Below are 25197 nucleotides of genomic sequence, written 5' to 3' on the forward strand. Positions count from 1 at the left end.
GCACATGCGCGAGCACGGTCTGACTATTTCGGCCGGCGGACGGCCCGGATCTTGCCGCTGTTTCCACCGCCGCAAAACAGCCGGTCCGCGCCATCGGACTCAAGTCCCGATATGCCGATACCAGCCGGCATCTCGACCCGTTCCAGGACCTGCCCGGTCTCTGATTCAATGTGCCTGATATCGCTTTCGTCGCCCTCCCAGGTGGCATGCCAGAGCTCATCGCCGATCCAGGTCACCCCGGTAACAAAACGGTTGGACTCGATACTGCGAAGGACAGCGCCGGTTTCGGGATCAATCTGATGGATCTTCCGGCCGCGATACTCTCCGACCCAAAGCGTTCCCTCCGCCCAGGCGAGCCCGGAATCACCGCCATTGCCGGGGGCCGGAATCGTCGAGAGTATCTCGCCGGTCTTCGGGTCGATCTTCTGGATCCTGTCCTCGGCAATCTGGAAAAGATAGCGCCCATCGAAAGCCGTTCCGGCGTGTGCCGCAACGGCGATCGTATTCACGACCTCACCGACATCGGGATCGAGGGCATTCAGCCTGTCGCCGGACGCGAACCAGACATTCCGACCGTCAAAGGTCACGCCGCCCACCTGCTTCACATCTGGAAAGGGGCCATATTCACGAAGGATTTCAGCTTGGGAGTGTTTCATGGGCTTATCCTAGTCGTTGGGCAGTGGACCTGGGAGTAACAAAGTTGACGGGAATCCCGGTAGTGACGGGATAGTCCAGCGGCGTGCTGGTCCTCGTCCGAAAAACTGCACCTTGCCCGTTTCAGCGAGGGCATCAAGCGCGCGTTGCACGGTGCGCGCGCTCGCACCAATCGCGATTGCCAGCGCCGAACTCGACCAGGCCTCCCCATCGGCCAAAAAAGCAAGGATCTCACCATGCTGCTCCTCGACCGGTGGAGCCAGGATGACCACCTGGTCGGCACGCCGCGGGGCGAGCACAAAGCCGTCCTTGGTTGCCTTGATATCCGCTATGCGGTGAAGCTCGCCGCGCAGCCGCCCGATTTCGACGCGCAACCTGGCGCGATGCGATTCATCGGCATCCTTCGCCCTGAATGCACGGGCAACGAGCACGTTCCGCGATACATCCGCCGGCCAACTCTCCGCCAGTGCACGGGCGAGCGCGAACAAGACCGGGCGCGTTGTCAGCGACACGAACGCGTCGCCCTCCCGCACGACGTAGCGGCACGCGTCGACGACAAGCGTGCCGGACGACAGGACTGTCTCGACTTCTTGCAGCAGCAGCAACCGCTCCTCGCCGCGGCTGGTCAGTCGCGCCGCCGGCGCCTTCAGAACCTCGGAGACCCCTTCGACCTCCGCACGAAGCGCGGGGATTCCCGCCTCCCTCGCCGCATTTTCCGCCCGGAGCAGTGCCGCGCGCGCAACGCCCGTCTGGAGCCTGCGGATGGCAATCCCCGCGACGACAAGCTCGTTCGCCGTTCGCAAGGGCGGCGGGAGCGGTGTTGGATCGACCCCGGCGAGCAGCCGTTCGGCTTCGTCGAGATGGCCGATGAGCAGCGACCGCCTGGCTTCGAGATGTCGCGCATGTGCGGCGTTCAAGCGGTCATCATGCGCTTCGAGCACTTCCCGCGCGGAGCTGAGTGTCTTGGCAGGCCAGGTTAGATCGCGCGAGACCAGAGCGATTTCCGCCTCGGCGACGAGACAGCGCGCCCGTGCGACCGGCTCCCTCGGCCCAAACGCACGGGCAGCCGTCTTCAGCAGGACCTTTGCCCTCGCGAGATCCCCGAGCTGGGCCATCGCGATGCCGCGAAGGGCGAGCGCGGGCGCGTCATTCCGCAGCGCCACCCTCTTCAGCGCACCGAGAAGATCGCCTGTCGCAAGCAGCCTCGCCGCGGCGATGATCATCGAGTCCATCGAAATCCCGTCAAACTTGTAACTCCCACCCTCGCCCACTCCGGTCCTAGTCTGCTCACGATCACCAAGCAGCCGCAAGGAGCGGCATGCTACGTCAACAGGCACCAAGAGGAGAAGTATGATGACGATGCACATGACAGGCACACGCGAAGAATGGCTTGCGGCGCGGCTCGACCTGCTCGCAGAAGAGAAGGAACTGACCCGTCGCAGCGACATGCTGGCACAACGCCGTCAGGAACTGCCGTGGGTACGGATCGACAAGGACTACAGGTTCGAGACCGACAGCGGCAGCGCTTCGCTGGCCGACCTTTTCAAGGGCCGCTCGCAACTGCTCATCTACCACTTCATGTTCGGTCCTGACTATACAGCCGGATGCCCCTCTTGCTCCTCGATCGCGGACGGCTTCAACGGCGTTGTCGTTCACCTCGAGAACCATGACGTCGCCTTCACCGCCGTTTCCCGCGCGCTGCTTCCCAAACTGCAGGCCTTCAAAGAGCGGATGGGATGGACCTTCGACTGGGCCTCTTCCTTCGGTAGCGATTTCAACCTCGACTTCAGCGTCTTGTTTAGCCAGCAGCAACAGCGCGAAGGCGGGATAGAATATAACTACCGGCGTGAACCGCCGGCACCGGGGCCGCAGGAGAGCGAAACCGTACAGGAATGGAAGTTGCGCGGCAGCGAGACCCCGGTCGGCCAGATCGCCGCGATGACTGGAACCGACATCGCCACCTATACGCGCGACAGGCCGGGCCTCAGCGCCTTCGTGCTCGAGGACGGCGTGGTCTACCACACCTACTCCAGCTATGCCCGCGGCCTGGACGGTATTTGGGGCGTGTATCAATGGCTCGACCGCGCGCCCTTCGGCCGCAATGAGCAAGGTATCTGGTGGCGGCATCATGACGAATACGGCCGGAGGTAGAGCCGATGCTTTCCTCCGACCAGACAAGGCGCAGCGCATCGGTCGAGAAGCCGGCCGACAATGCAGCAAACATCGCCGACTGGCTGTGTCTTGCGGCAGCGCCCACCTTCGCCATCATGGCGGTTGTCACCATGGCAAGCGGCGGAGCAGAGACAATCTGCTCCGCAATGCAGGACGTCTTAACCATGGATGGCATGGCCATGATGTACCTGCTGATGTGCGCTTTCCACCTGCCGCCGTGGCTGCGTCTGATCTCCGGGCGCACGGTCAAGTCTGAACAGTCCTGACTTGCATTGCTCCCTGCCCGCTCCACTTAAGGCCCGAGCAAATCCACCTAACCGGCAATCGGGAGAAGATCAGTGCCAGACAATTCCACGATCTCAGCGGCTGCATCGGGCCAATTTTCGATCGGTAGCATCGCGATCAACCGTCTCGGCTTCGGCGCCATGCGCATTACCGGACCCGGCATATGGGGACCGCCTGCGGACAAGGCCGGAGCACTGGCAACCCTGCGTCGCCTGCCCGAGATCGCGGTCAATTTCATAGACACGGCAGATTCCTACGGCCCCGACGTTTCGGAAGAACTCATCAGCGAAGCGCTGCATCCTTACAAGGGGCTGCTGATCGCGACCAAGGCAGGGCTGACCCGCGAAGGACCGGATCTCTGGACGCCAAACGGACGGCCGGACTATCTTCTCGAGCGCGCGAAAGGCAGCCTCAAGAAACTCCGTGTCGACCGGATCGATCTGTGGCAATTGCATCGCATAGACCCGAAGGTTCCTCGCGACGAGCAATTCGGCGCGGTCAAGATGCTCCTGGATCAGGACATCATTGCCCATGCCGGCCTAAGCGAAGTTTCGGTTGAAGACATAAAGGCCGCCCGAAAGGTCTTTCCCGTCGCGACGGTCCAGAACCGCTACAACCTCGTCGATCGCGCCAGCGAGGACGTGCTTGACTACTGCGAGCGCGAGGGCATTGGCTTCATACCGTGGTACCCGCTGGCCGCAGGCGAGCTTGCCCGTCCAGGGTCCATCCTCGACAGATTGGCCAAGAGGTACGACGCGACGCCAAGCCAGATTGCTCTGGCGTGGGTGCTCAAACGCAGCCCTGTGATGTTGCCGATACCGGGAACCTCCAAGGTAAAGCATCTTGAGGAAAACGTAGAGGCGGCAAGCATCGCTCTCGATGAAGCGGATTTTATAGCGCTGGACACAGCGGCTCGCCAATCCGGCTCCTAGCGCCGACCTGGCCTAGTAGCATGTCCAACCGACGCACGAGGTGATTCCTCACCTGCTTATAGTCGGACGGGGTACCGCAACGAGCAGCGATCGCTTTTCTTGTGAAAGATCGCTGCGGTTGCATTCCCGCTCAGGTTTTTGTCATCAGGACGTTTTATCCCGATGCCACCGCTCTATATCGAGAAAGAGTTGCCTCCACCTAGGACTGTGCAACCGAGCGGAGAGGCTAATTGGCAACAGAAACAGAACTGAAACTTGAACTGAGCGCCGACGCGGTGGACACATTGCTGGGATCCGGCTTGCTGGGAAGCCCGATCTCTGTCGATCCCTTGACCTCCATTTATTTCGACACGCCCGACTGCCAGGCATGGGAGGGCGGCTATTCTCTGCGAATCCGTACGGTTGGCGAAGCGCACGTCCAAACGGTCAAGGCTGCGGGACCGAACAGGGCCATCTTTGCGCGCTCCGAGTGGGAAACGTCGCTCACGGGCAACACACCTGTGATCGATTACACGACCCCGCTGAGGTCCGAACTCGATATCGAGGAGGGCACTCTCGTCCGGCAGTTTTCCACCCTGGTAAAGCGACATCGTTGGAACGTCAATCAGGACGGGAGCCAGATTGAAGTTGTCCTTGACATGGGCTCGATCGTTGCCGGCGACCGCGAGATGCAGATCCGGGAATTGGAGCTGGAACTGAAGGACGGCAAGCCATATACGCTGTTCACCGTTGCCCGCAGAATCGAGGCGCTTGTCCCGATCCGTTTCGGTGTCGCTTCGAAAGCGGAGAGAGGATACCGCCTGCTCCGCGAGCAACAAACGGCATACAAGGCGGAACCCGTGCATCTCGACCGCGACCTGCGGGTCTCGGCCTCGTTCCAGGTCATTGCTGAAGCATGTTTCCGGCAGTTCCGGCTGAACGAATCGATCGTCATAGATCGCCCGAACCCATCGGCACTTCATCAGGCCCGCGTGGCACTCAGGCGGCTGCGATCTGCCTTCTCGCTCTACAAGTTGATCCTGGTCGACGCCGAATCTGAGCGGTTGAAGGAAGAGTTGAAGTGGCTGGCGGGCGTTCTCGGAGAGGCACGCAACATCGATGTACTGATTGCCAGGGTTGGAAACAGCGACGTAAAAAGTCGTTTGCTCGAAGCACGCGACAGCGCCTATGAGCAGGTGCTGAACGCGCTTTTCAGCTCACGTGCCAAAGCCTTTATGCTGGACCTTAACGAGTGGCTGCATTGCGGAGAGTATCTCGCGCTGGTGGAAACGGCAGAGATTCGGAACGGACCGGTGGTCGATTTCGCAATCGACATCCTTGACCGTCAACGCAAGAAACTGAAAAAACGCGGCAAGTCTCTGGTCGAAGCCGACGATGAGCATCGGCACGAAACCCGCAAGGCGGCAAAGAAGTTTAGATATGCGAGCGAATTCCTAAGGTCCCTGTTCTCCAGCAAGCAGGCCGAGCGACGGTACGAAAAGTTCATCCAAACGATGGAGAAATTGCAGGGCGAACTCGGTCTCCTGAACGACATGGTAACCGCGCCGACTGTCATTCACAATTTGGAGCTGGAATCACATCCCGACGTCGAATCCCTGATGGTCGCTGGCAACAGCGAAAAACTGATCACCGCCGCTCAATCGTCGTTGGACGAACTGATGGAGCGAAAAAGGTTCTGGCGGGGATGAAGCAGCCGCTCCGCGCTGCCGGGATGCTCTCCCACGCTGCGTGCCGAGATCGCCCTCATGTGAGATATCAGGAAGAGAATATAAGCACTTTGCGGACGGCGAGACTTAGTGCAATCTGCGATATCAGTTCAGGTCGATGAATCGGGGCTATTGTGACCTGAACGCGAGAGGGACAGGTTCATCATGAATAGCAGGATTTCACTGATCGCATGCGCCGCTGCCGCAATGGCGTTCGTCACACCCACGCATGCAGCAGATCTCTTGCCCGCCACGGCGCCACAACCTCAGGCCGTGCAACCGAATGGCTGGACGTTTTCCTTCGCACCCTACTTCTGGGTTGCGGGCCTCGACGGCAAGACTCAGGTGTTCGGCCTCCCGACCGTCGACATCAATCAGAATTTCAGCGACATCCTGAAGGATCTGGACTTTGCCTTCATGGCAGCCGGTGACGCCCGCTATGACCGGTTCAGCGTCTTCACCGACATAATCTATGCTCGCATAACGACGGATGCGGCAACACCGCGGGGCGTCGTCGCTGATGAGGTCGATGTCAAGTCAGTCACATTCAGCGCACTGTTGGGCGTCGGATACACCGTCTACGAAGATCCGAAGGCTCGCTTGGATGTGGTTGCCGGTGCCAGATACTGGCATGCCGAAACAACGATAGGGCTAAGCGGTGGCCTCATCGGCAACGTGTCGCGGACCGATAGCGCCAATTGGGTGGACGGGGTCGCGGGCATCAAAGGCAACTACTCGCTGACCGACACGGTCTATCTCACCGGCTGGGGCATGATCGGCGGCGGAGGTGCCGACCTGGACTGGGACGTGCTGGCGGGCATCGGCTATAAGTTCAACGACACCGTCTCGGCGGTTGCCGGTTACCGCGCCCTCGGCGTCAACTACAGCAACGATGGCTTCACCTACGACGTGATCGAGCACGGCCCGATTTTCGGAGCGATCATCCGCTTCTAATCGCCGTTTCCTGATACACCGCCCCGGAGGCCTTTCACCCCGGGGCAGTGCCCGCCGGCATCAAACCGAACGGGTTAGTCCGCCGTCAACGCGAATACTCTGCCCCGTCATGTAGGCTGCACCGGTCGATGCAAGGAACGCAACCGTCGCGGCGATTTCCTCGCTCGTGCCATAACGCTTCATCGGAACGCTGTCGCGGCGCTCCTCCGTCGCCGGCAGGCTGTCAATCCAGCCCGGAAGAACGTTGTTCATGCGGATATTGTCGGCGGCATAGGTGTCGGCGAATATCTTGGTGAAGGACGCCAGCCCGGCGCGGAACACGGCCGACGTCGGGAACATCGGGCTCGGCTCAAACGCCCATGCGGTCGAAATATTGATGATCGCGCCGGCCTTCTGCTTCTGCATGTGCGGCGTCACCAGCCGTGTCGGACGGATGACGTTCAGAAGGTAGACCTCCATGCCCCGGTGCCAGTCCTCGTCCGATATGTCGAGGATGGGCGCGCGCGGACCATGGCCGGCGCTGTTCACGAGCACGTCGATGCGTCCCCAAGTGGAAATCGCGAGATCAACGAGCTTGCGGAGATCGTCATTTGATTGGTTGGAGCCGGTGACGCCGACGCCCCCCAGCGCCTTTGCAAGCTCTTCGCCCTTCCCCGACGATGATAGGATCGCCACCTTGAACCCATCGGCTGCAAGACGCTTCGCCGCGGCGGCGCCCATTCCGCTGCCGCCGGCCGTGATCACCGCTACCTTTTCTCCTGACATCGTACTCTCCTGCCTTAAAGAGGACCCGCATGCAATTGCGGTCTACAGTTGCCTGCAAAGCGTGATATCACTCGTGTGGCATCGGTGCGAGCCAGTTTCGTTCTCAGAAAGCAGTAGAAAATCTATTGAATGGCAGAAGGTATCAGACGTCTTCCCTCGCTTAATGGCCTTCGCATGTTCGAGGTCGTCACACGGCACCTGAACTTTCGCCTGGCAGCCGAGGAAATCGGGGTCACCCAGGGTGCTGTCGCCCAACAGATACGGGGCTTGGAAGCAGAGTTGGGCCTGAAGCTGTTCGACAGGCTTCCGCGAACGCTGGCGTTGACGGAGGCTGGCCAGAGCTATGTGACCAACATCCGCCGTGCTTTCGAGCTGATCTCGGAGGCAACCGAGACATTGAAACCAGAACCGCTTCACCTGACAATCAGCGTGACGCCGACATTCGCCTCGAAATGGCTGATCCCTCGCCTGCCGGATTTTACCGCGGCTCACCCCAACATTGATCTGCGCATCTTGGCGAGTGATCGCATTGCCAATTTCCAAACCGATGCGGTGGATCTCGCCGTCCGTCATGGCCGGCCACCCTTCGGACCGAACTTGAATGCGGAGCTGCTGTTCGATCACGTGATTATTGCCGTCGGCAGCCCGCTACTGGTGGAGAAGCTCGGCTTCCCCGACCAAGAGGACAATTTCTCGCGCTACCCGCGCCTTCACGATGGCCACGATCTCTGGCCGCAGTTTCTGGAATTGGCGTTTCCGAACGGAGCGCCGGCGACCGCCAAGAATATTCGGTTTAATCAGACCTCCCTGGCGATTGAGGCCGCGATTGCTGGCCAGGGCCTTGCTCTGACGAGCACGTTTTTTGTGGACGAGGACATTGCGTCGGGCCGCCTTCTCCGTGTGTTGCCAACCGAACTTACCGCTGGGTCGGATTTCTACGTCATCTCGCCACGAAAGCCCCGTCATGCGGCATCCGTGGCTGCCGTAAAAAGCTGGCTCGCGGACGCTGCGCGCCAGAACTGATAGGCCAGACGACGATCAACCGGCACCCGCGGGGCCGTGAATCCGCAATCAACGGACTAGAAGGTCACCCGGCGGGTCGGGATGGCCGGGCAGCATCGTTGAACGCCGACTTGGGGCAGGCGCGCAGTCGGTGGAACTCACAAGCAATGCGTCGGAATGAACGGAACTGGCTGGCACTGCGCCCATTTCTATAGTAGTTCCTCAGGTAGCTCTCAGAATTGCACGCTACGATGCGGGAGAACTATCATCGGAAAGTCTAGATGACGCGAAAGAACATAGGCGTGATGCAATTGGCCCTCGCGGCCTTGCTGTTGGCGGGATGCACCAAGGTAGAACCCTTGGAAACCACCGCGATCCCGCAGTCGAGTCCGACGCCTGCGAAGACGGATCAGGCGGTCATCGCAGATACGGTCAGTCGCGGCGCGGTCGGAGTGAACCCCCTTGCCTGGGCGAATCCGTCGACGGGAAGTGTGGGGGTGATCGAAGAAATTGGCGTTGATCCTGAAAGTTCATGCCGCGCCTTTGTAACGACCCAGCGGACGCTGGAGGGAGAAACCCGATTCAAGGGTCTCGCCTGTCCGTCTGGCGACTCGGATTGGAAGCTCGGACCCGCGCGATAGCCGGAATGGCACGCGTCCTCGTGTGGCCAAAGCAAGCGCCGCCGGCTAGCCGAACAGACCCAACCTTGTTCTTGTGAGCCATTGCCGGCGGTCGACGACACGCCGGGATCTCTGCCTCGAACACCTAGCGGATGCAGTCCCTACGGACTGATGACCGGCTTACCCGTGGATTTGATCTGAGATCTCACCGCAAGGCCTGATCGTGCTTTGCGTGGTTGCATGGTCAACTGCCTTGCGGGCGCTCGACCAAATCCGCCTGGATTGGTGATCTCCTCGTGTGCCTGGGTGGAGCTCGACTGTCCGAGCGACGGACCGGCCTGGTCGGGAAGCGATTGTGCGCCGCACGGCGCAAACAGCCAGACCAACAGCAATGCGGATAAGGCAAGAGAAATGCGCATCTCCATCATTGGATTGTTGGAGAACCGTTCGAAATGCTTGATGTTCCGCGCGTGCACCCGTCCAATTCGGCAAGCGCCACAAATTGCATGGGCCCGCCAGAATGCCTGACGGGCCCGAGACGCAATACAAGCGGCCGCATCTGGCCGACCCCATAAAACCACAACCGCGCATTGACTGCACGTACCTCATTGGCGGTAAAGCGGCCTACCTTTCGGTGATTTTCTGGTGCGAGCGCTTCAGCACCGTCACGTCGTCATAGACGCTCTACGCTTCGCACTTGGCGTGCTGACGGGCGTGGCTCATTGGCGGCGGTGCCGTCCTGCATCGAGGAACCGGCGTCACAACGGCTGATGCTGAATTTCTATGTCAACCGTGCAGGTCAGCAACTCTCCAAGGCACAGCGAACAAAGCTGGAGAAGGCGAAGGACGAGCTTCGCAAGGATTTCGGGCGGAAGCCCAAGGGATGAGAAAGCAGAAAGCTGCTCAACCGGCGACCGAGACCTTCACCACAGCCGAGCGCGGTGACAACGAGGACGGATGCATGGACGCGGCTTATCGCCGCGTCCACCAATATGTTATCGATCAGGCCAGATCAAAACGATCGGCGTTCATCACCTTGTTCCAGGCTGCGACGAAGTCCTTGACGAACTTCTTCTTCGCATCGGACTGGCCGTAGACTTCCGCAAAGGCGCGGAGCTGCGAGTGCGAGCCGAAGATCAGGTCGACGCGGGTGCCGGTCCACTTGAGTTCGTTGGTCTTGCGGTCGCGTCCCTCGTAAACGCCTTCCTTACCCGCAACCGGGGACCACTGGGTGCCCATGTCGAGGAGATTGACGAAGAAGTCGTTCGTCAGCGCCTCGGGACGAGACGTGAAGACGCCATGCTCGGGCTGACCAGCCTTCAGCACGCGCAGTCCGCCAACGAGAACGGTCATTTCCGGCGCGGTCAGCCTCAGCAGCTGGGCGCGATCGACAAGGGCCTCTTCCGGCTTCATGAACTGCCGGCCGCCGACATAGTTGCGGAAACCGTCAGCACGCGGCTTCAGCGCGGCGAAGGACGCCACGTCGGTCTGTTCCTGCGAGGCATCCATGCGACCAGGCGTGAACGGCACGGTGACGTCATGACCGCCAGCCTTTGCCGCCTTCTCGACACCGGCAGCGCCGGCGAGAACGATCAGGTCGGCGAGCGAGATCTTCTTGCCACCGGTCTGGGCGGCATTGAAGTCCTTCTGGATAGCTTCGAGGACATCGAGCACCTTGGCGAGCTGCGCCGGCTGGTTCGCTTCCCAGTCCTTCTGAGGCGCAAGCCGGATGCGCGCACCGTTGGCGCCGCCGCGCTTGTCGGAGCCGCGGAAGCTCGAGGCAGAAGCCCAGGCGGTCGAGACGAGCTCCTGCACGGACAAGCCGGTCAAAAGAACCTTCTCCTTCAGCGCGGCGATGTCAGCATCGTCGACAAGCTTGTGGTCGACGGCCGGAATGACATCCTGCCAGATGAGGTCTTCCGCCGGGACTTCCGGACCGAGGTAACGGACCTTCGGACCCATGTCGCGGTGGGTCAACTTGAACCAGGCGCGCGCGAAAGCATCCGCGAACTGATCAGGATTTTCGAGGAAGCGGCGCGAGATCTTCTCGTATACAGGATCGAAGCGCAGCGACAGGTCCGTGGTCAGCATGGTGGGAAGCTGCTTTTTCGACGCATCAAAAGCATCAGGAATGGAAGCTTCGGCATCCTTGGCCTTCCACTGCTTCGCACCGGCCGGGCTCTGCGTCAGCTCCCACTCGAAGCCGAACAGATTCTCGAAGAAGTAATTGCTCCACTGAGTCGGCGTCTGCGTCCAGGTCACTTCAGGACCGCCGGTGATGGCGTCCTTGCCGACGCCGGTACCGAAGGTGCTCTTCCAGCCGAGGCCCTGCTCCTCGATCGCACCGCCTTCCGGCTCCGCGCCGATCAACGAAGGATCGCCGGCACCATGCGTCTTGCCGAAGGTGTGACCGCCGGCGATCAGCGCCACCGTCTCTTCGTCGTTCATGGCCATACGGGCGAAGGTTTCGCGGATGTCGTGGGCAGCCGCGACCGGATCGGGGTTGCCGTTCGGGCCTTCGGGATTGACGTAGATGAGGCCCATCTGCACGGCGCCAAGCGGTTCAGAGAGTTCACGCTCGCCGCTGTAGCGCTCATCGCCCAGCCAGGTTCCCTCAGGACCCCAGAAGAGTTCCTCGGGTTCCCATACGTCCGCGCGGCCGCCGGCGAAACCGAAAGTCTTGAAGCCCATGGATTCCAGTGCAACGTTGCCCGTCAGGATCAACAGGTCGGCCCAGGAGATCTTGCTGCCGTATTTCTGCTTGATCGGCCACAGCAGGCGGCGGGCCTTATCGAGGTTGGCATTGTCAGGCCAGCTGTTCAGTGGCGCGAAACGCTGCTGACCGGCACCGGCGCCGCCGCGGCCATCAGTGATGCGGTAGGTGCCTGCGCTATGCCATGCCATGCGGATGAACAGGCCGCCGTAATGACCGAAGTCGGCCGGCCACCAGTCCTGCGAATCGGTCATCAGCGCATGAAGGTCCTTCTTCACCTCATCGAGGTCGAGCGCCTTGAATTCCTCGGCATAGTTGAACGCCGTCCCCATCGGATCGGACAGGTCGGAATGCTGGTGAAGGATCTGAATGTCCAGCCGGTTCGGCCACCAGTCGCGGTTAGATCGACCACGGGGCGTATTGCCATGCGCAACAGGACATTTGCCCGCGCTGTCGGTTTTCTGGTCCATAACGTTCTCCTTGATTACCTTGAATTTTCTGCCGTCCAAAGGGGGATCTGCCAAACAAGTCAACGGAGCTGCGCCGTTTCCAAATGAGGTTCAGCACTCAAGCCAAGGGTACGCCGATCGACATACATCCTCCCTTTCCTCCTTCATATCGGAAAATGGCGATAATTCTAAGTTGGATTTACTGATCGTTACGATAACCAAAACCTATGAGTTGGATGGATTACGCTCCCCGCAGGATTTGCTGAACTTGTGTGGCAGAGATGGGGAAACAAGGAGATCCTGGCTCCAATCCCTCGGCCAGCCCCCCGACCGGGCGGCAAGGCCACGGGCGGAAGACCAAGTACCAAGCCTCTTTGCCGAACCCTATGACAAACCTCCCTCCGGCGCCTTCGTTGACATGTTCATTTGACAGATATCCTACAAGTGGATATGTATCTCGGCATCTGGAATTTCTGCAGCGAGACCCGGCATGCCCCTAAAGACCATGAAGCCTTTGACAAGAGCCCCCCTGCTGCATGTGTCCGTGCAGGAGAGCCTGCGTGCTTACATCAATGACAATGGCCTGAAGCCCGGAACCCTTTTGCCGGCAGAGAGCGAACTTGCGACCCAACTCGGCGTCAGCCGCAACTCCTTGCGAGAGGGCATCAAGGCGCTGGAATCCCTGGGCGTCCTGGAATCGCGCCGCGGCGTCGGAATCTTCGTGAAGGCCTTCTCGTTCGAGCCGCTGCTCGACAACCTTGCCTATGGCCTTGGCGGGGCGCTTCGCCAGATTGAGGAAGTGATCGAGATCCGCCGGACGCTCGAAGTCGGCCTGATCGGCAAGACGTTGGAGACGATCAGCAAGGACGACATTGCCGAGCTCCGCGCCACCGTCAACCGCATGAAAGCGCACGCCGAGCGCGGAGCATCCTTCGCCGAGGACGACCAGCTATTTCATCGTCTGCTCTTCCGCTGCCAGGAGAACGAAACGCTGAGCCGGCTAATCGACGTGTTCTGGCTCGCTTTCTACAAGGCCTCGGATTTCGTCAATCTCGATAACGTCGACCCGATGGCCACCTGGCGGGATCACGCCGCCATCGTCGATGCCGTCGAAGCCCGGGACCTGGAGGAGGCTCGCCGCCGCCTCGACCGCCACTACGAAGGCATCGCGCAGGTAATCACACACAACAAGACAAGTTCAAATGTGGGAGGAACGCAATGAACACTCTGTCCCGACTTTCGGCGATCGCGATCGCCGCGATGATGGCAACAACAGTCGCGTCAGGCCTCACCCGCCCGGCGCAAGCCGCAACCCTGTCAGGCGGCTTCGACGTCGGGCCTGGCGGATTCCAAGGAAATTTCAATCCGCTTGCAGCCACCGCCGGCTTCACATGGCTCAGCATCTATTTCGAGCCGCTGGTGACTTACGATGCGAAGCTGCAGAAGCCGGTCGGCGTTCTTGCATCGTCCTATGAAGTGAGCCCCGACCAGCTGACCTACACGTTCAAGCTCGTCGACGCGAAGTGGCACGACGGAAAGCCGTTTACCGCCAAGGACGCCAAGTTCACGATGGAGCTTGCCAAGAACGCCAAGACCGGCTCCGTTCTCGCGGCCCGCCTGACGCCGGTTTCATCCGTCGAAGCTCCCGATGAGCACACGCTCGTTCTCAAACTCAGCGCCCCATCCGCAAGCCTCATGGATACGCTCACCAAGGTCATGATGCTGCCCGAGCATGCGCTCGCCGCAATACCGGCCGACCAGCTCGCCAAGAACCCATGGTGGTCGACGTCACCGATCGGCACCGGCGCATTCAAGTTCACCAAGTATGTCAACGACCAGTATGTCGAACTCGCCGCCAACACGGACTACCGCGGCGGGAAGCCGGCCCTGGAGAAGATCATCAATCGCTACTTCGCCGATCCGGCGGCGGCGATCGCCGCTCTTCGCGCCGGCGAAATCCAGTTCACCTATGTCGATTCCAATGAGGTCCCAACATTCAAGGAAGACAAGTCTTTCCGCGTGATCGAAGGCAATTCCTTCGTCGTCAACTATCTGGGATTCAATCATGAATCACCGATCTGGAAGGATTTGCGTGTTCGTCAGGCGGTGATGCACGCCATCAACCGTGACGCAATCATCCAGAGCCTCTACGGCGGTGCTGCGAAGCCGGCCAATTGCGCCTATGTCGCTGACCAGCTCGTTCCGAAGGACATCGATCCCTATGCCTATGATCCGGAAAAGGCAAAAGCGCTCCTGAAGGAAGCTGGCTGGGACCAGATCAACGGCGGCAAGCCGATCACGCTCCTGACCTACTACACGACGCCCTTGGCGACCAATGTGCTGGCCGCCGTTCAGGCGATGCTGGCGCAGGTCGGCATTAACGTCGTGCCACGTGCCGTCGATGCGCCGACCTATAACAGCATCGTCCTGAAGCCGGACGCCGATATTTCGCAGTTTCAGCTGGTTTATGCCGGCCTGCAAAACGGACCGGACGCCGGCAGCATCAATGTCGGGCTAAACGAAAAGCAGATCCCGCCGGCCGGCCCGAACGTCGTTCGCGCCCGGATGCCCGATCTGACGGGCGCGCTCGATGCCGCCCTCGGCGAGCCAGACGCGGCAAAGCGCGACGGGCGCTATCAGCAGGTCTGCAGGGTCATGAACAGCCAGCTCCCGTGGGGCACGCTCTGGGTGGCAAACCGCTATGGCGTCGTCTCCACCAAGGTCAAGGGTTTCGTCTGGACTCCCGCTCCCGGAGGCGGTCCCTACCAGGCCGATCCGCAGCGCTGGTCGATCGCCGAGTAAAGACCGCCCATTGGTACGAGGGGGTGGCATCTGCCACCTTTTCAGGACGGAGTTGCAATGCTGAGATACAGTCTCCGGCGCCTGGCGATCGGGATAGGCATGCTGCTTGCCTTGAGCATGCTGATTTTCCTTCTGCTGCGCCTCACCCCTGGCGATCCGATCGACGCCTATATCGATCCGAATATTCCGATGTCGCCAGCTGATTTGGCCGAGCTGCGCAGCAGGCTCGGTCTCGACCAGCCGCTGCCCGTACAATATCTGGCTTGGTTGCAGCAGGCCTTGGCCGGCAATCTCGGCTACTCGATCAAGCGGATGGATCAGGCGGTGCTCGACCTAGTCTTGTCGCGGATCGGCCCCACCGTCCTATTGATGGGAACGGCTCTCGTTATCTCGATCATCGTCGGCATCGCCACCGGCATCGTCAGCGCCGTACGGCGCAACTCCTTCGCCGACCTCTCGTTTTCGGTACTTGCCCTCACAGGCATTTCCAGCCCGGCGTTCCTCAGCGCGTTGATCGGACTTTACGTGTTCGCGGTGCGGCTCAAATGGATGCCATCCGGCGGCATGCTGACGCCTGGCGAGGCCTTCTCGATCCTCGATCTGGTGCATCACCTGATCCTGCCTGCATCTCTTCTTGCGGTCGCTCAAGCGGCTCTGATCATGCGCTATATGCGCGCCTCCCTGCTTGAAGTGCTCAATCAGGATTATGTGCGTACGGCGCGGGCGAAGGGTGTCGTCGAGTTCTGGGTGATCCTCAAGCATGCCTTGCGCAATGCGCTGCTGCCTGTCGTTACGCTCATCGGCTCGACCATCGGCCTTGCCATCGGCGGCGCAATCTTCATCGAGAGCGTCTTCAACTGGCCGGGTATGGGCCTGCTGCTGGTCGATTCCGTCGAGACCCGCGACTACCCGGTCATCATGGGCGCGACGCTCATTATCGGAGCCTGCGTAATCGTCGTGAACCTTCTAACGGATATCACCTACGCGGTGATCGATCCGCGCATCAAGGTGGCGTAACTATGCTGGCCAGAACCCCTAGCCGCAGTCCCGGCCCCCTCGCCCGTGCACTCGACCGCTTCCTGATCAACCGCGCCGCCGTTTTCGGTGTCTGCGTGGCTGTTCCTGTCCTGGCGATGATCCTCAGCTATCCCCTTTGGTGGAGCTTCAAGCCGAACGACATCGACCTGTTGGCGATGAACTCGGGCCCAAGCCTGAAACATTGGTTCGGTACCGATGGCGTCGGGCGCGATGTGTTTGCCCGCGTCATGGAAGGCGGCCGCATCTCGCTCCTCGTCGCTATTGCGTCGACGCTGATGTCGGCCGTCATCGGCTTTCTCTTCGGTGCTGTCTCAGCCCTTGGCGGCCGCTGGGCCGACGCCGTGGGCATGCGGTTCGTCGACCTCGTGATGACGTTGCCGCCGGTGATTTTTCTCCTCGTGCTCGCCTCCATCGCCGGCACGGGCATCTGGCCGACGGTACTCGTCATCTCGTTGCTGTCCTGGCCACTTCTGGCGCGAATGGTGCGTGCACGGCTTCTGGAACTCCGCGAGCGTGACTTCGTCATCGCCGCTCGGGGAATGGGCGCCGGCCTGCCGCATCTCCTCTTCCGGCATGGCTTGCCGAATTCGATCGATATCCTTGTTGTCTACGCGACTTTGCAGATTGCCAACGCCATCCTGCTTGAAGCCGGACTTTCCTTCCTTGGCCTCGGCATCGCCCCGCCGGCCGCAAGCTGGGGCAACATGCTGAATGCTGCTCGGTCGACGGCGGTCCTCGAACAATATCCCTGGCAATGGCTGTTCCCGGGTGGGGCGCTCATCCTTGCCGTGCTTGCCATCAACTTCATCGGCGACGGTCTTCGGGACGCTTTTGACCCTCGTGCTGAACTAAACTGATCATCCGAAAGAAAGAGACAATGACGAAATTCCAAGGTGTAATTCCTCCGGTCGTGACGCCACTCAATGCGGATTTCACGGTCGACTATCCGTCCTACACGCGGGTCCTGGAGCACCTCATCGAGGGCGGCTGTCACGGTGTTTTCGTGCTCGGCTCGACAAGCGAAGTGATTTTCCACGATGACAAGACCCGCCGCGAGATCATCGAGCATTCGGCAAAGGTGGTGAATGGCCGCGTGCCCCTGATCGTCGGCGTCATCGATCCGACAACAGATCGCGTCATTCATCACGCTGACGTTGCCAAACGTGCCGGCGCCGACGCCGTCGTTGCCACCGCGCCTTTCTATACTGTCACCAGCCAAGCCGAGATCCTCGACCATTTCCGCTTTATCCGCGACGCCGTCGACGTACCGCTCGTCGCCTACGACATTCCGGTCTGCGTTCACGTCAAGCTGCAGCGCCAGACGACGGTGACTTTGGCAAGAGAAGGCACAATCATCGGCCTCAAGGACTCGAGCGGCGATGACGGCAACTTCCGCTATGCCCTGCTCGATCTTGCCGATCAGCCGGACGTGTTCCTGATGACCGGCTCGGAGATTGTCGTCGACAACGCCCTGCTAATGGGCGCCCACGGCGTAGTCCCTGGCATCGCCAACGTCGATCCGCATGGTTACGTGCGCCTGTGGGATGCCGCACAGCGTGGCGACTGGGTCGCCGCACGCAAGGAGCAGGAACGGCTTTGCCGGCTCTTCGAAATCGTCTGGGTTGCCCAGGGCCGCGTCAGCGGCGGCGCCTCCGGCATCGGTGGCTTCAAGACCGCGATGAAGAGCCTCGGCATCATCGACAACGCCGTCATGCCGCGCCCGCGAGCAGCGCTCGACGAAGCTGAAACAGCGAGGATCAACGAGATCCTGCGTGCAACCGGTCTGCTTCGCGGGTGATCTCCATGCAGTCAACCGAACCGATCCTCGCCATTCAGGGGCTCAAGACCATCTTCCGCATTCGCGGAGGCGATGTCACGGCTGTCAACGACGTCGACCTGACCGTCGGCGCGGGAGAGACCGTGGCCTTGGTGGGAGAATCGGGTTCGGGCAAATCGGTAACCAGCCTTTCCGTCATGCGACTTCTGACCCGCAACATCGGGTCGATAGCGGCAGGCAGCATCCGCCTGCGCCGAAAGGACGGATCCGGCTGTAATCTGGTTTCGCTGACGGAAGACGAGATGCGCGACATTCGCGGCGACGACATCGGCATGGTCTTCCAGGAGCCGATGTCCAGTCTCAATCCCGTCTATACGATTGGCGACCAGATCTCCGAGCCCATTCGCATTCATCGCGGAGCAAGCCGGAGAGTCGCGATGGCCAGCGCGTTTTCGCTGCTGGAGAGCGTCGGGATTCCAGACGCCAAACGTCGGGCTGGCCAGTATCCGCACGAGCTGTCCGGCGGCATGCGTCAACGTGCGACGATCGCCATGGCGCTTGCCTGCGATCCAACCTTGCTGATTGCAGATGAGCCGACCACCGCACTTGACGTGACGATCCAGGCGCAGATCCTGGACCTCTTGCTGAAGCTCCAGCGCGAGCGCGGCATGGCCATGCTGTTCGTCACGCACAATCTCGGCGTCGTCGCCCAGATCGCCCATCGCGTCGCCGTCATGTATACCGGCCGCATCGTCGAGGAAGGCCCGGTCGGCGAGGTCTTCAGCAATCCAAAGCACCCGTACACGAAGGGCCTCCTCGCCTCGATGCCCCGGCTTGGCGATGCGACCCGGATGAAACAGTCGGGCGAAAAGCTCGCGGCCATCCCCGGTGTCGTTCCGAGCCTCATGAACATGCCTTCCGGCTGCGCCTTCGCACCGCGCTGCCAATTTGCAATCGAGGCTTGCGGGAAAGCGGTTCCGGCACTCGAAGCCGTCGGACCGCTTCATAAGAGCCGATGCATTCGCTGGCGGGAGATTTAGATGACCGAGCCTTTGCTTTCCGTTCGCGACCTGTCGAAAAGCTACGCATCCCACGGTACGCAGCTGACAATCCTGAAGGCCATTTCCTTCGACATCGGTAAGGGTGAAGTCGTAGGGCTCGTCGGCGAATCCGGCAGTGGAAAAACGACAATCGGCCGCTCTGTCCTTCGCCTGGTCGAGCCGTCATCTGGCAACGTCCGCTTCGATGGCGTCGAACTGACCGGCCTTTCATCCACGGCGATGCGACGCATGCGTCCGCGCATGCAGTATATCTTCCAGGATCCCTTCGCCAGTCTCTCGCCGCGCATGACCATCGGTGAAATCCTGACCGAGGGCCTGAAAATCCAGCGCATCGGAACCCGCAAGGAACGGCTCGAACGCGCCCGTGTGGCTCTCGAACAGGTCGACTTGCCGGCAGAAGCGATCAATCGCTACGCGCACGAGTTCTCGGGCGGCCAGCGCCAGCGCATCGGCATTGCGCGAGCGCTGACCCTGGCCCCGGAACTGATTGTCGCCGACGAGCCGGTGTCGGCGCTCGACGTTTCCATTCAGGCGCAGGTCATAAACCTGCTGCGCGATCTGCAGCAGCGGCTCGGGCTGACCATGCTGTTCATCTCGCACGACCTGGCCGTCGTGGAGTACATCTGTGATCGGGTGATCGTCCTCTATCTCGGTCGCATCATGGAAATCGCGACGAGCAGCGACCTCTATGCCCGGCCGCAGCATCCCTATACGCGCGCGCTTCTCTCCGCCATTCCCTCCACGGATGTTGGCGCCAAACGCGACCGGCGGGTGCTGAGGGGTGAAATTCCAAGCCCCGCCAATCCTCCGAGCGGCTGTGTTTTCCGCACCCGCTGTCCGCACGTAATCGAAGCCTGCAGCCAGGCCGTTCCGGAGTTGCGGGAAGTCGCGCCGGGGCATCTCAAGGCGTGCATTCGCGACGACATACCTTTGGGAGCCATGCCTTGACGACGCAGAGACGACATTCGATCGCCGGCAATTGGGCGAGCCTTCTCCTGCCGATCATGGGGAACGACGCAATCGATTTCGCGGCACTCGGCGAAGAGATCGACATCCTGATCGAAGCCGGGGTCGATGGCATCTATTCGAACGGTACGGCTGGCGAGTTCCACAATCAGACCGACGCCGAGTTCGAGAGGATCCAGATCACCCTCGCGGAGCGTTGCACGAGTGCCGGCATGCCCTTCGTGATCGGCGCTTGCCAGCCAGATCCGCACATCGCTCTGTCGCGTGTTGCACGCGCATCCGCTCTGAAGCCGCTGGCGATCCAGGTCATTCTGCCGGACTGGTGGCCGGTCACGGATGTTGAGGCAATCGATTTCCTGAAACGCGCGGCGAATGAGGCAGAGGCAATCCCCCTGATCCTCTACAATCCCCCACATGCCAAGCGGGCACTGTCGCCGCGCGATCTGGCTGCCATCTGCCGCCCGTCGCCTGCCGTCGTCGGCATCAAGCTCGCCGATGGCGATGCCGCTTGGTATGCCGCTGCCCGCGAATACCTTGACGAGTTCGCACTTTTCATTCCCGGCCATCACCTCGCGACCGGCATGAAACACAGCGTTGCCGCCGGCGCCTTTTCCAACGTGGCCTGTCTCAGCCCGCGCGGCGCCCAGTGGTGGACCGATTTGATGGCAGAAGACATCGACGCGGCGCTGGCCATCGAGAAGCGGATTTGCGCGTTCATGGACAGCCACATCGTTCCATTCCGCCAAACTTACGGCTATTCGAATGCCGCGCTCGACAAGCTGCTCTGCGCAATCGGCGGCTGGGGCCCCGTCGGAACGGAGCTGCGCTGGCCATACCGCTCCATCGAGAAAGCCGAGGCAGACCGGCTCCGAGCGATCGCCCGAGCAGAGTTGCCCGATCTCTTCCGTTGAGCATGCGAAGGTCCAACTTCAAGGACCGGACGGATTTCGCGGACCCTACGCACTGTGGCGCCAATTCATCTGACGGAAGAGCGCAAGCGCTCGACCGTCTGGATCTCGCCGTGCCATTTCGTCAATCGTCAGTCGGAATATGCGAGTCAGCCGCTATTGTCTCGATGTTGTTCCGGACATGCCGCACGCCATCGACAGCGAGTGCCGCGAGTTCAACCTTGCGTGCCATTCCTATCGTTTCGACTTGTCCCTCAAGGGTCACGGTATGGCCGTCCGCATGAACGTCGATACTGTCGATATCAAGGTCAGGGATGTTCTCGAGGTTCTCAGTCACCTTCGCTTCCAGTTCATCGCTGTCGTCGCGATCGATCATACCTGGGCGCAGCGAATCCTTGAGAGGATTCTCATTGCCATCCTCGTCTACACCGTCCACCCGGAAGCCACTATTGTCGTCTCGGCCGGAGTCATCTGAACCATAGGCGCGATTTGCCGAAGCGACTCCTTTTGGCCCCTTATCGGCATAAGGCCAGCCTTCATCGATATTGCGCTCTTCGAAATCGCGATAGTCTTCTTCACGCGACAGTTCCTTGTCCTTCCCGGGCATGATGATCTCCATCGGTTGCGCTGTCTTGAAGAAACTCATCGGTCCCGAGATTGTTCAGACCGTGTGCGGCGCTCAATGCCGGCGGGACACAATGGCACGCTGATCGCATCGCACTGGATATGGCGGCGAAAAGGTGATTGCATGGCGCCGTTTTTACAGGCTGCTTCGGCGCGTTGAGCCGGACGACGCAGAGCGCCGTTTGCGAAGGGAGCAGCAATGTCCGTATCATCTTTCAGCCTTGAGGGCCGTATCGCCGTCGTGACCGGTGCCAGCCGTGGGCTCGGCCAGGCGATCGCGCTGGCGCTTTCCGATGCAGGCGCGGATCTGTGTGTGACGGCGCGCGAGGAAGCTGCCCTTGCTGAGACCAGAGCGCGCATCGAGGCGCGCGGCAGGCGCTGTTATATTGCGGCCCAGGACGTGACCGACCTCGCGTCGATCGAAACGACCCTGTCAGCCTTTGCGGATTCGGCCGGCCATATCGACATTCTGGTCAACAACGCCGGCGTCGAGCAGGTGTCCCAGTCGCTGGATGTCCATGGCGAGCTCTGGGACCGGATCATCGACACCAACCTCAAGGGCTCCTTCTTCTGGGCACAAGCGACGGCCCGGCAGATGGCGCGGCAAGTCTCGGGCGGCAGCATCGTCAATCTCTGCTCACTAACTTCCTTCGTCGGCATTCCGACCGCGGTGCCCTACGGGGCATCGAAATCCGGACTGCTCGGGATGACGCGGGCGCTTGCCACGGAATGGGCGGGAATGAACATCCGCGTCAACGCGATCGCGCCGGGTTATTTCCGTACCGCGATGACGGAGGACTTCTATCGTGACGAGGCCTGGCAGGCGCGCATGCTGGATCGGATCCCGCAACGCCGCTTCGGCGAAGCCGCCGACATCGGCGGCGCAGTGATCTTCCTCGCCAGCGACGCGTCCGCCTACATCACCGGCCACTGCCTTCCAGTCGACGGCGGTTTCCTGGCGTCAATCTGAGAGATCTTCCGCAGAACTCAGCCCTACGGCCGACCCTATCTGAACCGGTACGCGGCTTGCTCGGCTAATGAGTAGCGGGCGCCGCCGCCCAAGATCGGACTACCTTCCTGGCAATGCCGGCAGCAACCTTTTGCATAAGTGTTTTCGCATGTTAGTGCCGTGGACGGGCCAAACCGGTGCGAAGGGCAAGGCGGCTGCGGCGACGATCATGGAACACCTCGCAGCTGTGCGAAAAAGGCGTTGAAGGCGCCGATGGCGAGCGGTACGTACATAAAAACGCAAGCACGGCTACGGTGAAGCGCAGAGACCGCATGAGCGCAAAACCGTGCGAGGACTATCCGCGCCGTTTCCGGCGCAAACGAGGGCACCTGCAATGAGCGACGTTTCCTTTTACGACTATGCCAAGCTGAGTGCGGAGGCGAAAGCCAATCTCCTGCGCCGATCTGAGACCGATATTTCTGGTTTCATCGAAAAGGTGCGGCCGATCCTTGAGGCGGTGCGCGCTGAAGGCGACCGCGCGGTAGCGCGCTTCGGGCGGGAGCTCGACAAGGCCGACATCTCCGAGGATCGCATCAAGGTCAGCGAAGCCGAGTTCGACGCCGCCTTCAAGCTCGTCGATGACGCTGTCATCGACTCTATCAAGTTCAGCATCCAGAACATCCGCTCCTTCCACGAGGAGCAGAAGCCGCCGGCCATGTCGCTGAAGGAAATCCGGAACGGGGCCTTTGCCGGTGACCGGTTTACGCCGATCCGGTCCGTGGCACTCTACGTGCCGCGTGGCAAGGGCTCGTTTCCGTCGGTGACGATGATGACTTCGGTGCCGGCCGTGGTCGCAGGTGTTCCCGAGCTTGCCATCGTCACGCCACCGGCACCTGATGGCACGGTGGACGCGGCAACGCTGGTGGCCGCCCGCCTTGCCGGCGTCGAAACGGTCTACAAGGTCGGCGGCGCACAGGCGGTTGCCGCCGTCGCTTACGGCACGGAGACGATCAAGCCGGCGCTCAAGATCGTCGGTCCCGGCAGCCCTTGGGTGGTCGCGGCCAAGCGCAGCCTTGCCGGCGTCATCGACACCGGCCTGCCCGCCGGTCCCTCGGAAGCCATGATCTTCGCCGACGATACCGTGCATGGCGGCCTTGCGGCACTCGATCTCTTGATCGAGGCCGAGCATGGGCCGGACTCCTCCGCCTATCTCGTCACCCACAGTCGCCGCGTCGCGGAAGAGGCGCTCGCGGCCCTGCCGCAGCATTGGGCGCGGATGACCGAACAGCGCGTCGCCTTTTCCCGGACGGTCCTCTCGGGCACCTGCGGCGGCATCGTGCTGACTTCGTCGCTCGAAGAGAGCTACGAATTCGTGAACGCCTTCGCGCCCGAGCACCTGGAAATCCTGTCGCGCGACGCCTTCGCCCATCTCGGCCATATCACCGAGGCCGCCGAAATACTGCTCGGCCTCCACACGCCTGTCAGCATTGCCAACTTCTGCCTGGGGCCGAACGCGGTGTTGCCCACGAGCCGCTGGGCGCGCACCTTCGGGCCGCTCTCGGTCACCGATTTCGTCAAGCGCAGTTCGATCGGCTACGTCACCGCGCCGGCATATCCTGAGTTTGCCGAACATGCCCACCGGCTTGCCGTCTACGAGGGCTTCTCCTCGCATGCTCACGCGGTCTCGCCGGTCCGCGACGCCTATCTGCGAGGGGATGGCGAGCGCTGAAGATAGACAGCAGTGGCGTTGCCGATTATGCCGAAATCAACAACTCAAAGGACAAAGAGAGGGTAACCATGACAGACCAGTCCATCAGACACCAATTCTCACGCCTCGCCTTCGCCGTCGGCCTCGTCGGGCTGCTGACGCAGGCGCTGCCTGCCGGTGCGGCCGACATTCCAGCCAAGCCGGAGGCTGGCAGCTTCAAGCTCGGCATCGAGCCCTGGCTCGGCTACGGCCAGTGGCACGTGGCAGCCGCCAAGGATCTCTTCAAGAAGCAGAACCTCGAAGACGTCCAGATCGTCAATTTCACCGAGGACAAGGACATCAACGCAGCGCTGGCGAGCGGCCAGCTTGATGCGGCCAACATCGCCACCCACACCGCCATGGCGATGGTCGCCGCAGGCCTGCCGGTCAAGATCGTCTCGCTCCTCGATTTCAGCCTCTCGGCCGACGCGATCCTCGCCGGCGGTGACATCAAGAGCGTGGAAGACCTGAAGGGCAAGAACATCGCCTTCGAAGAAGGAACGACGAGCGACATCCTCCTCAACTACGCGCTGGCCAGCCACGGCCTCACCATCGATGACATCACCCGCGTGCCGATGCCGGCCGCCGATGCGGGCTCGGCGCTGATTGCCGGCCGCGTCCCCGTTGCCGTCACCTACGAGCCCTATATCTCCGCCGCCCGCGCCCAGGACAAGAACATCAAGATGCTCTTCGAGGCCGGCAAGGATCCGGGCCTCGTCTCGGACGTCTTCGTGGTGCGCGAGGAAGTGCTGAAGTCGAAGCCCGGCCAAGTGCTGGCGATGCTGAAGGCCTGGGACTCCGCGCTCGCCGACTACAAGGCCAACACGGCGGAAGACCGCACGATCATCGCCAAGGCAGTCGGCGCCTCGCCGCAAGATCTCGCGACCGCCTTCGACGGCGTGCAGTATTACTCGACCGCTGAAGCAGCAAAGGCCTTTGCCGGCGACTTCACCAGCAGGACCTTCGGCGACGTGCTCAAGGCGGCCAAGCAGGCTGGCATTCTGACCGACGACGTATCGGCCGAGAAGATCATTGATCCCTCCTTCGTCGACGCTGCCAACAAGTAGCGGCGC

General features: G+C 61.2%; 23 protein-coding genes and 1 pseudogene. 19 read left to right on the plus strand and 5 right to left on the minus strand.

All coding sequences use genetic code 11. The features are described from left to right. Positions 1-23: 23 nt before the first annotated feature. Both RHIBUN_RS0114375 and RHIBUN_RS0114380 read right to left on the minus strand, forming a co-directional pair. Positions 24-656, minus strand: coding sequence for a PQQ-binding-like beta-propeller repeat protein (locus RHIBUN_RS0114375; RefSeq protein WP_025660060.1), 633 nt, complete (start codon positions 654-656; stop codon positions 24-26). 9 nt (positions 657-665) lie between these two features. After that, positions 666-1886 (minus strand): hypothetical protein, encoded by a 1221-nt coding sequence (locus RHIBUN_RS0114380; protein WP_018857284.1) that lies wholly within the window; start codon positions 1884-1886, stop codon positions 666-668. A 121-nt stretch (positions 1887-2007) separates the two neighbouring features. Here RHIBUN_RS0114380 and RHIBUN_RS0114385 point away from each other — a divergent pair, with 121 nt between their 5' ends. The 5 genes from RHIBUN_RS0114385 (at position 2008) to RHIBUN_RS0114405 (ending at position 6703) form a co-directional block, all read left to right on the plus strand. Next, positions 2008-2805 carry a thioredoxin family protein gene (locus tag RHIBUN_RS0114385; protein ID WP_018117176.1) on the plus strand — a complete coding sequence of 266 codons (798 nt, stop codon included), beginning with the start codon at positions 2008-2010 and terminating at the stop codon, positions 2803-2805. A gap of 5 nt (positions 2806-2810) precedes the next feature. Continuing rightward, complete coding sequence (locus RHIBUN_RS0114390) at positions 2811-3092, plus strand: hypothetical protein (RefSeq protein WP_018117175.1); 282 nt, start codon at positions 2811-2813, stop codon at positions 3090-3092. A gap of 72 nt (positions 3093-3164) precedes the next feature. Next, a complete protein-coding gene (locus RHIBUN_RS0114395) occupies positions 3165-4043 on the plus strand; it encodes an aldo/keto reductase (protein WP_018117174.1) in 879 nt (292 codons plus the stop codon). 230 nt (positions 4044-4273) lie between these two features. After that, the gene (locus tag RHIBUN_RS0114400; protein ID WP_025660061.1) at positions 4274-5731 is read left to right on the plus strand and encodes a CHAD domain-containing protein; all 1458 of its coding nucleotides are present in this window, start codon (positions 4274-4276) and stop codon (positions 5729-5731) included. 183 nt (positions 5732-5914) lie between these two features. Beyond that, positions 5915-6703 (plus strand): DUF481 domain-containing protein, encoded by a 789-nt coding sequence (locus RHIBUN_RS0114405; protein ID WP_025660062.1) that lies wholly within the window; start codon positions 5915-5917, stop codon positions 6701-6703. A 60-nt stretch (positions 6704-6763) separates the two neighbouring features. On the opposite strand, the gene RHIBUN_RS0114410 is transcribed toward RHIBUN_RS0114405, so the two are convergent. Beyond that, the gene (locus tag RHIBUN_RS0114410) at positions 6764-7468 is read right to left on the minus strand and encodes an SDR family oxidoreductase (RefSeq protein WP_018117171.1); all 705 of its coding nucleotides are present in this window, start codon (positions 7466-7468) and stop codon (positions 6764-6766) included. A 129-nt stretch (positions 7469-7597) separates the two neighbouring features. Here RHIBUN_RS0114410 and RHIBUN_RS0114415 point away from each other — a divergent pair, with 129 nt between their 5' ends. The 3 genes and pseudogenes from RHIBUN_RS0114415 to RHIBUN_RS35355 form a co-directional block, all read left to right on the plus strand. After that, a complete protein-coding gene (locus RHIBUN_RS0114415; protein WP_025660063.1) occupies positions 7598-8491 on the plus strand; it encodes a LysR substrate-binding domain-containing protein in 894 nt (297 codons plus the stop codon). Between the two features lie 260 nt (positions 8492-8751). Beyond that, positions 8752-9111 carry an RT0821/Lpp0805 family surface protein gene (locus RHIBUN_RS0114420; RefSeq protein ID WP_018857276.1) on the plus strand — a complete coding sequence of 120 codons (360 nt, stop codon included), beginning with the start codon at positions 8752-8754 and terminating at the stop codon, positions 9109-9111. 749 nt (positions 9112-9860) lie between these two features. Further along, positions 9861-9977 (plus strand): annotated as a pseudogene (locus RHIBUN_RS35355) (DUF3175 domain-containing protein); the annotation flags it as partial. Positions 9978-10092: 115 nt separating this feature from the next. Here the strand turns inward: RHIBUN_RS35355 and katG are convergent. Further along, a complete protein-coding gene (katG, locus tag RHIBUN_RS0114435; protein WP_025660064.1) occupies positions 10093-12273 on the minus strand; it encodes a catalase/peroxidase HPI in 2181 nt (726 codons plus the stop codon). Between the two features lie 469 nt (positions 12274-12742). Between katG and RHIBUN_RS0114440 the strand changes: the two genes are divergently transcribed. Genes RHIBUN_RS0114440 through RHIBUN_RS0114475 form a run of 8 tightly spaced genes read left to right on the plus strand, consistent with a single transcriptional unit; the run spans position 12743 to position 20807 of the window. Then, entirely contained in the window at positions 12743-13474 is a 732-nt protein-coding gene (locus RHIBUN_RS0114440) for a FadR/GntR family transcriptional regulator (protein WP_025660065.1), read from the plus strand. After that, positions 13471-15054 (plus strand): ABC transporter substrate-binding protein, encoded by a 1584-nt coding sequence (locus RHIBUN_RS0114445; RefSeq protein ID WP_025660066.1) that lies wholly within the window; start codon positions 13471-13473, stop codon positions 15052-15054. Before RHIBUN_RS0114440 ends, RHIBUN_RS0114445 begins: the two co-directional genes overlap by 4 nt. A gap of 57 nt (positions 15055-15111) precedes the next feature. Beyond that, on the plus strand, positions 15112-16071 hold the full coding sequence (locus tag RHIBUN_RS0114450) for an ABC transporter permease (protein ID WP_018117163.1): 960 nt from the start codon (positions 15112-15114) through the stop codon (positions 16069-16071). A gap of 2 nt (positions 16072-16073) precedes the next feature. Beyond that, positions 16074-16949 (plus strand): ABC transporter permease, encoded by an 876-nt coding sequence (locus RHIBUN_RS0114455; protein ID WP_037216072.1) that lies wholly within the window; start codon positions 16074-16076, stop codon positions 16947-16949. Positions 16950-16969: 20 nt separating this feature from the next. Continuing rightward, positions 16970-17890: a dihydrodipicolinate synthase family protein gene (locus tag RHIBUN_RS0114460; protein WP_025660068.1), complete on the plus strand. Its 921-nt coding sequence runs from the start codon at positions 16970-16972 to the stop codon at positions 17888-17890. A 5-nt stretch (positions 17891-17895) separates the two neighbouring features. Further along, positions 17896-18909: an ABC transporter ATP-binding protein gene (locus RHIBUN_RS0114465; protein ID WP_037216125.1), complete on the plus strand. Its 1014-nt coding sequence runs from the start codon at positions 17896-17898 to the stop codon at positions 18907-18909. Beyond that, positions 18910-19878, plus strand: coding sequence for an ABC transporter ATP-binding protein (locus tag RHIBUN_RS0114470; RefSeq protein ID WP_025660070.1), 969 nt, complete (start codon positions 18910-18912; stop codon positions 19876-19878). Next, a complete protein-coding gene (locus tag RHIBUN_RS0114475) occupies positions 19875-20807 on the plus strand; it encodes a dihydrodipicolinate synthase family protein (protein WP_025660071.1) in 933 nt (310 codons plus the stop codon). Before RHIBUN_RS0114470 ends, RHIBUN_RS0114475 begins: the two co-directional genes overlap by 4 nt. A 121-nt stretch (positions 20808-20928) precedes the next feature. Here RHIBUN_RS0114475 and RHIBUN_RS0114480 read toward each other — a convergent pair whose 3' ends face one another. Further along, positions 20929-21411, minus strand: a complete 483-nt coding sequence (locus RHIBUN_RS0114480; protein ID WP_025660072.1) for a BON domain-containing protein — start codon at positions 21409-21411, stop codon at positions 20929-20931. A 216-nt stretch (positions 21412-21627) separates the two neighbouring features. Between RHIBUN_RS0114480 and RHIBUN_RS0114485 the strand changes: the two genes are divergently transcribed. The 3 genes from RHIBUN_RS0114485 to RHIBUN_RS0114495 all read left to right on the plus strand — a co-directional run bounded on the left by RHIBUN_RS0114485 (position 21628) and on the right by RHIBUN_RS0114495 (position 25191). After that, positions 21628-22398, plus strand: coding sequence for a glucose 1-dehydrogenase (locus RHIBUN_RS0114485; RefSeq protein WP_025660073.1), 771 nt, complete (start codon positions 21628-21630; stop codon positions 22396-22398). 373 nt (positions 22399-22771) lie between these two features. Next, positions 22772-24106, plus strand: coding sequence for a histidinol dehydrogenase (hisD, locus tag RHIBUN_RS0114490; RefSeq protein WP_025660074.1), 1335 nt, complete (start codon positions 22772-22774; stop codon positions 24104-24106). 68 nt (positions 24107-24174) lie between these two features. After that, positions 24175-25191, plus strand: coding sequence for an ABC transporter substrate-binding protein (locus RHIBUN_RS0114495; RefSeq protein ID WP_025660075.1), 1017 nt, complete (start codon positions 24175-24177; stop codon positions 25189-25191). The last annotated feature ends 6 nt before the right edge of the window (positions 25192-25197 follow it).

Origin of the sequence: Rhizobium sp. IBUN (assembly GCF_000510625.1) — a bacterium.
In the GTDB taxonomy this organism is placed as follows: Bacteria; Pseudomonadota; Alphaproteobacteria; order Rhizobiales; family Rhizobiaceae; genus Rhizobium; species Rhizobium altiplani.